This window comes from Nocardia mexicana NBRC 108244 (assembly GCF_001613165.1).
Lineage (GTDB): Bacteria > Actinomycetota > Actinomycetes > Mycobacteriales > Mycobacteriaceae > Nocardia > Nocardia mexicana.
The window spans coordinates 1-7,219 of record NZ_BDBV01000064.1 but is presented as its reverse complement, the minus strand read 5'-3'; the positions used below and the strand labels follow the sequence as shown (position 1 = coordinate 7,219).

At 69.9% G+C, this 7,219-nt stretch carries 7 protein-coding genes; 5 read left to right on the top strand and 2 right to left on the bottom strand.

All coding sequences use genetic code 11. From position 1 onward, the window contains the following. Positions 1-197: 197 nt before the first annotated feature. Positions 198-689 (bottom strand): DUF2505 domain-containing protein, encoded by a 492-nt coding sequence (locus tag NM1_RS24700; RefSeq protein WP_068024348.1) that lies wholly within the window; start codon positions 687-689, stop codon positions 198-200. Positions 690-748: 59 nt separating this feature from the next. On the opposite strand from NM1_RS24700, the gene NM1_RS24695 reads away from it, so the two are divergent. Together NM1_RS24695 and NM1_RS24690 are read left to right on the top strand one after the other, a co-directional pair. After that, complete coding sequence (locus tag NM1_RS24695) at positions 749-1,822, top strand: UDP-N-acetylmuramate dehydrogenase (protein ID WP_068024345.1); 1,074 nt, start codon at positions 749-751, stop codon at positions 1,820-1,822. A 110-nt stretch (positions 1,823-1,932) separates the two neighbouring features. Beyond that, complete coding sequence (locus NM1_RS24690; protein WP_084519996.1) at positions 1,933-3,126, top strand: L,D-transpeptidase; 1,194 nt, start codon at positions 1,933-1,935, stop codon at positions 3,124-3,126. 78 nt (positions 3,127-3,204) lie between these two features. Here the strand turns inward: NM1_RS24690 and NM1_RS24685 are convergent, their stop codons facing one another. Beyond that, on the bottom strand, positions 3,205-3,942 hold the full coding sequence (locus NM1_RS24685) for an SDR family NAD(P)-dependent oxidoreductase (protein ID WP_068024338.1): 738 nt from the start codon (positions 3,940-3,942) through the stop codon (positions 3,205-3,207). Between the two features lie 129 nt (positions 3,943-4,071). Between NM1_RS24685 and NM1_RS24680 the strand changes: the two genes are divergently transcribed. The 3 genes from NM1_RS24680 (at position 4,072) to NM1_RS24670 (ending at position 7,166) form a co-directional block, all read left to right on the top strand. Continuing rightward, a complete protein-coding gene (locus NM1_RS24680; RefSeq protein ID WP_068024336.1) occupies positions 4,072-4,896 on the top strand; it encodes an alpha/beta fold hydrolase in 825 nt (274 codons plus the stop codon). A 282-nt stretch (positions 4,897-5,178) separates the two neighbouring features. Further along, the gene (mshA, locus tag NM1_RS24675) at positions 5,179-6,660 is read left to right on the top strand and encodes a D-inositol-3-phosphate glycosyltransferase (RefSeq protein ID WP_084519995.1); all 1,482 of its coding nucleotides are present in this window, start codon (positions 5,179-5,181) and stop codon (positions 6,658-6,660) included. After that, on the top strand, positions 6,657-7,166 hold the full coding sequence (locus tag NM1_RS24670; protein WP_373864066.1) for a type III secretion system chaperone family protein: 510 nt from the start codon (positions 6,657-6,659) through the stop codon (positions 7,164-7,166). Before mshA ends, NM1_RS24670 begins: the two co-directional genes overlap by 4 nt. Positions 7,167-7,219: the final 53 nt, after the last annotated feature.

Here is a 7,219-nt window from a genome sequence, read left to right as displayed (position 1 = left end):
GCGGCCGGGGCTGGCAAGGTGCTCGGTGGGGGAGGTACAGAGACGCTCTGCCGTGGGGAGTCGGCTCGCTCCTGCGTCGCATTGCCGGGGTGGCTTGCTGCTGTGTCGCGTCGCGGAGGGGCTGGAATCGTCGAGGTGGGTCGGAAGCCTCGGGGGTTTGGCTGGCGCCTGGTGGGCTCGGGGCGTCTTCGCCTTCGTCAGCGGTTCGCGATCCAGGTGTTGGTGAATTCGGTCTCCGAGGCGAGCAGTTCCAGGAGCTTCTCCGCGACGACGGCCTCGATCTTCTTGCCGAACAGTGGGATGCCGACCTCGACCGAACCCTGGATGACCGCCCGCGACGTCTCGCCCTCCGCGCTGAGCGTGACGGTGCCGCGCACCTGCGCCGGCGCGTCCTGCACCTGTGCGGTGAAGGTGCCCGAGAAGCCGGCATAGCTTTCGGTGCGGGGAATGATCAGGTCGCCCGGCCGCACCGAGGTGATGGCGCTGGGCAGCTCCGAGGCCGGGATGGACTGCACCATCTCGACGTGCACCTGCTCCTGATCGATGGACGCCTGGAACGAGTCGAGCCGGGCACCGGGACCGCCGACCTCCTCGATCCGGTCCTTCCAGTACTGCTCGTCGGCGAACGCGGCACGGACTGCGTCGGCCGGGTGCGTGTACTGAGCCGTGTACGCCAGAGGTGTCGCCATGGTGGAACACGCTACCGTCTTTCGCTGTGCGTACATCTCGAGTGGTCCCGTTCGACGAAATGCGCGAGCTGCTGACCGCGACCGGTGCGCGGGTGCGCAATTCGGTTCCGCTGGCGGAGCTGACCACGCTGCGCGTCGGTGGCCCGGCGACGGTGGCCGAGTGCGCCACCACCGAGGCGCTCGTCGCGACGGTGCGCACCCTCGACGCTGCCGGAATTCCGCTGCTGCTGATCGCCGGTGGATCGAACCTGCTGATCTCCGATACCGGATTCGGCGGGGTGGTCGTGCGCATCGCGACCGAGCGGGTCGAGATCGGCGCCGACCGGGTGGCGGCCGAGGCGGGCGCGGACTGGGATGCCGTGGTGGCGGCGACGGTCGCGGCGGGGCGCGGCGGCCTGGAGTGCCTGTCCGGGATTCCTGGTTCCGCGGGTGCGACGCCGGTGCAGAACGTCGGCGCCTACGGCGTGGAGGTCGAGCATCTGCTGCGGCGGGTGCGGCTGCTCGACCGCGCGAGCGGCGAGATCCGCTGGGCCGCACCGGACGAACTCGGTTTCGGATACCGCACCTCGCTGCTCAAGCACAGCGAACGGGCCGTAGTGCTGGAGGTGGAGTTCGCCTTGGACCCCGACGGGGTCAGCGCGCCGCTGCGCTATCGCGAGCTCGCGAAGGCCCTCGACGCGGGTGAAGGGGAGACGCGACCGGCGGCGCAGGTGCGTGAGGCGGTGCTGCGGCTGCGCGCGGGCAAGGGCATGGTGCTCGATCCGGCCGACCACGACACCTGGAGCGCGGGCTCGTTCTTCACCAACCCGGTGGTGCCCGAGACGCGGGTGGAAAAGGTGCGGGCGGCGATCGCCGATCATGTGGGGGATATCACAGTTCCGACCTATCCGGCGGTCGACGGCGTCAAGTTCTCGGCCGGTTGGCTGATCGAGCGGGCGGGGTTCGCGAAGGGCTACCCGGGGCCGGACGCACCGGCCCGGCTGTCCACGAAACACACGCTGGCGCTGACCAATCGCGGCGATGCGACCGCCGCGGATCTGATCGGCCTGGCGCGCGAGGTCCGCGACGGCGTCGCCGAGCGTTTCGGGATCCGGCTGGAGCCCGAACCCGTCACGGTGGGCATCGCGCTGTAGGGGGTGGCGGGCACCACGCGCGGATGCGGCTCGACCCGCGCGCGGGTCGCGGTAAATTCGAGGAAGTGAGCATTCGAAGAGTTACTAGCCGACGGGCCATGCTGATCGGAATGACTCAGCTGGCGGGAGCCGCGCTGGTGGCCGGATGTTCGAACGGCGGCGGCGATGCCTCGCCGAAGGACAGCGGACCGGTCGCGAAGGTGACCTTCCAGCCCGGCGACGGCAGCACGGACGTCAACCCCACCGCACCGGTCTCGGTATCGGTCGCCAGTGGTCGCATCGACAAGGTCGCCCTGACCAACGCGAGCGGTAAGCAGGTCACCGGCGCCCTGGCCCCGGACGGGAGCAGCTTCAAGGTCTCCGAGCCGCTCGGCTACGACGCCGCCTACACCTGGTCGGGCACCGCGATCGGCACCGACGGCAAGCCGGTACCGATCGAGGGCAAGTTCACCACGGTGGCGCCCAAGCAGACCCTGACGGCCACCATAAACATCGGCGACGGCCAGGAGGTCGGCATCGCAGCGCCGATCATCCTGCAGTTCAAGGGCCACGTCGCGAACAAGGCCGCGGTCGAGAAGGCCCTCACCGTCACCACCACCCCGCAGACCGAGGGCGGCTGGGCCTGGCTGCCCGACGACAACGGCGGATCCCGGGCGCACTGGCGCCCGCGCGAGTACTGGGCGCCGCACACCGACGTGAAGTTCGCGGGCAAGCTCTACGGACTCGAACTCGGCGACGGCGCCTACGGCTACACCGATCTGAGCTCCGAGTTCAAGATCGGCCGCAGCCAGATCGTGAAGGGGTACGCGCCCAGCCACCGGGTGCAGGTGATCCGCGACGGCGAGACGATCTTCGACTTCCCGTGCAGCTACGGCGAGGGCAACGAGCCGCGCAATGTGACGCGCTCGGGCATCCACGTGGTGACCGAGAAGTACGAGGACTTCATGATGTCGAATCCGCCGTTCTACACCAACGTTCGCGAACGTTGGGCCGTACGCATCTCCAACAACGGCGAATTCATCCACGCCAACCCGGAATCCTCGGGGGCGCAGGGCAGTTCGAACGTCACCAACGGCTGCATCAACCTGAGCAACTCCGATGCGCAGGCCTACTTCCCGACCGCGATGTACGGCGACCCGGCCGAGATCACCGGCACCTCGATCGCCCTGTCGGCCTCGGACGGCGACCTCTACGACTGGACCATCGACTGGGACACCTGGAAGAGCATGTCCGCCCTGCAGGGCGAGCCTTCCGCGGTCGTCTCGGCCACCCCGGTCCCCCCGGGCCCGGTCCGCGGCAACTGAACCAGCCCGCACCCCGCACACGTTCTCGCCCCCTGCACGCGTTGCAGCGGGTGCGAGAACAGGCGCGGGGTGCGCGGGTTATTGCGGGCGGCGGGCGAAGCGGCCCGGGCCCGCCTGGTCGCGGGGCTTGACGACGATGGTGTCGAGGTCGACGTGCGGCGGACGGCTCGCGACGAACCCGATGATCTCGGCGATGTCCTGGGCGACCAGCGGGTCGATGCCCTCGTAGACCTTGGCGGCGCGGTCGGCGTCGCCGTCGAAGCGGACCAGGGAGAATTCGGTTTCCACTGCGCCGGGGGCGATTTCGGTCAGTCGCACCGGCTTGCCCAGCAACTCGCCGCGCAGCGTGCGATGCAGTACTGCCTGCGCGTGCTTGGCCGAGGTGTAGCCGGAGCCGTTGTCGTAGGTGTCGAACGCGGCCACCGAGGTGACGGTGACGATCAGCCCGTCGCCGGAATCGATCAGCTTCGGCAGCAGCGACTTCGTGACGCGCAGCGTGCCGAGCACGTTCGTCTCCCACATCCAGCGCCAGTCGTCGAGATCGGCCTCGGCCACCGATGCCAGGCCCTTGGCGCCACCGGCATTGTTGACCAGCACATCGACCCGCTCGACGGCCTCGGTGAACGCCTGCACCGACGCCTCGTCGGTCACGTCCAGGGCCAGCGCGGTACCCCCGATCTCGTCGGCCAGCCGCTGCAGCCGATCGACCCGCCGGGCCCCGACATACACGTGGTAGCCCTGCTTGGCGAGCTCACGCGCGGTGGCCTCCCCGATTCCCGAACTGGCTCCGGTGACGACGGCGGTGCGGGCGCTCATGACTCCACCTCGCCAGCGCTCGGTTCCGTCATGACCACCGGGGTGGCTGTGTTGCCGTTGCGCTCGCTCATGACCTGAGCATATGTGCGCTCGATTCGCCGGGGGTCGCGGGCCGGTTAGCCTGGCCGCATGGCTATTCGGGACGTGGTGAGCGCGGACGGGACCAGCATCGTGTACCGGGTGACGGGTCCGGCCGAGGGGCGTCCGCTCGTGTTGCTGCACGGCTGGGCCGGGAACCTGCGGTGCTGGGGGACCGCCGCGGACCTGCTCGCCGAGCGGTTCCGGGTGATCGCGGTCGACCTGCGCGGGCACGGGTACTCGGATACGCCCGAGGCCGGATACGACGACCCGAAGAACTGGGCCGCCGATGTCGCCGCGGTGCTGGCGGGGGAGGGCATCGAGAGCGGGGCGGTGCTGATCGGCTGGTCCTACGGCGGGATCGTGCTGAGTGACTACCTGACCGCCTACGGCACCGGGGCGGTGGCCGCGGTCGTCTACAGCGGCTCGCAGGCCGGGATCGGGCGCGGCGTGCCCGGGGCCCAGCCGGGGCCCGCGATGCAGCAGGCCATTCCCGATGTCTTCGAGGAGGGCGCCGGCAAGGCCATGCGCGGTTTCGCCGCGTTCGGCAACGCGAACACCGGGCCCGGGCGGGACAAGGGGGAGGACGCGCAGCGGCTGTACGGCGGGAGTCTGGCTACGCCGCCTCGGGTCCGTAAGGCGCTGTTCTATCGCACCGCCGACAACACCGATACTCTCCGCACCCTCGATGTGCCGGTGCTGGTGCTGCACGGCACCGCGGATCCGGTGGTGCCGATCGACAACGGGCGCTACATCGCCGAGGCCGTGCCGGATTCGCGCACGTCGTATTGGGAAGGTGGCCAGCACGGCCTGTTCATCGAGGATCCCGCACGGTTTGCCGGGGAGATCTCGGAGTTCGTCGCCGAACTGAGCTGAATCCTGCTCTGCCGCAGCGGTTTTCCCCGGGGGTTGGCCCAGGTAGCGGCTGTTTCGTGAAAGCTGATCGGCTCCAATGGTTTTCGCTATCGACGGTGTCGGCCGGCGGGTAGGTTGCGATCATGCATGCCATACCGAATCCGGGAGTCGCGCGACGGCGACTCGCCGTGAATTGAACCGGGGCGCCCGCGGTCGCGTTCGGCGTGTGTGATCGATTGCATACTGCGATGGCTCCGGACCGCCGTGGGCGGGTGTCGGGACCTGTTGTGCAAGACCGTCCCGATGCCGCCGCATATCGCGTTCGGGTCGATCGGTCCGGGAGCTGGGGAAGCTGCGAATCGCCTTGTGACGGCTGTCACTTGGCGCCGGAGCTCGCGACGGCGGGCGGGCGCGGACGTGCACACTGGAGAGGTGAGTCAACGCACGGACCTACGGCCCCATCGGATCGCCGTGTTGTCGGTGCACACCTCGCCACTGGCCCAGCCGGGCACCGGCGATGCGGGCGGCATGAACGTCTACGTGCTGCAGACCGCCGTTCAGCTGGCCCGTCGCGGCGTGGAGGTGGAGATCTTCACCCGCGCCACCTCCTCCAACGACGAGCCGGTCGTCGAGGCCGCGCCCGGGGTGCTGGTGCGGCACGTGGTCGCCGGGCCGTTCGAGGGGCTCGACAAGCACGACCTGCCCACCCAGCTGTGCCCGTTCGCCGCGGAGGTGCTGCGGCAGGAGGCGCGGCAGCTGCCGGGGCACTACGACCTGATCCATTCGCACTACTGGCTGTCCGGCCAGGTCGGCTGGCTGGCCCGCGACCGCTGGCGGGTGCCGCTGGTGCACACCGCGCACACGCTGGCCGCGGTCAAGAACGCCTACCTCGCCGAGGGCGACACCCCGGAGCCGCCCGCCCGCGAGATCGGCGAGAAGCAGATCACGGCCGAGGCCGATCGGCTGGTCGCCAACACCGGCGAAGAGGCCCGCCAGCTGGTCGAGCTGTACGGCGCCGACCCCGAGCGGATCGACGTGGTCCTGCCGGGCGCCGACCTCACCCGCTACCACCCCGGCGATCGAGCGGCCGCGCGCGCCGATCTGGGCCTGGACCCGAACGAGCAGATCGTCGCGTTCGTCGGGCGCATTCAACCGCTGAAGGCCCCCGACGTGCTCGTGCACGCCGCCGCGCAGGTGCTGCGCGCGCAGCCCGAACGCGCCGTGCGGGTGCTGATCGTAGGTGGCCCGTCGGGGACCGGGCTGGAACGCCCGGACGCGCTGATCGAGCTGGCCGCCGCCCTCGGCATCGCCGACCGGGTGACGTTCCTGCCGCCGCAGCCGCCGGACCGCCTGGTGCAGGTGTACCGGGCCGCCGATCTGGTGGCCGTGCCCAGCTACAACGAATCGTTCGGCCTGGTCGCCCTCGAGGCGCAGGCCAGCGGCACGCCGGTGCTGGCCGCGCACGTCGGCGGGCTGGGGACCGCGGTGCGCGACGGCGTCTCCGGACTGCTGGTGCCCGGCCACCGCGCCGACGACTGGGCGGCGGCGCTGGGTTCGCTGCTCGACGATCCGGTCGGCCTGCGCCGCATGGGCGCCGCCGCGGTCGGGCACGCCGCCAATTTCTCCTGGGAACACACCGCCGAGGGCCTGCTGGAGAGCTACTCCCAGACGCTGTCGGGATACCGGGGCATACGTTCGCGGCTGGCGGGTACGTTGCAGACTGACAGCAATCAGGCCAGGTCGCGGGCGCTGTGGCGGCGCCGGATGGGAGTGGTACGCCGGTGACCGACCCGAATCCGATCCGAGACACCGCGCAGTTGGTCGAGGACACCCTGCGCGAGCGCGAGATGGACTACACCCGGGAGGGTGAGGACACCTTCATCGTGGTCCTGCCCGGCGAGCGCAAGCTGAAGACCACCGTGATGCTGACCGTCGGCAAGCACGGGATGCGGGTGGAATGCTTCGTCTGCCGCAAACCGGACGAGAACTTCGAGGGCGTCTACAAGTTCCTGCTCCGCCGCAACCGGCGGCTGTACGGCGTCGCCTACACCCTCGACCGCGTCGGTGACATCTACATGGTCGGCCGCGTCGCCACGCACGCCGTGACGCCCGATGAGCTGGACCGCATCTTCGGCCAGATCCTCGAGGCCGTGGACGCCGACTTCAACGTCCTGCTCGAGCTCGGCTTCGCCGAATCCATTCGCCGCGAATGGAAGTGGCGAGTCTCCCGCGGCGAATCCCTCAAGAATCTGCGCGCCTTCGAACACCTCGTCGACACCGAAGACTCCTGACCCGCATAACAAGCCCGGGCCGCGCCCCGCGCACGGTCCTCCATGCCCCATTT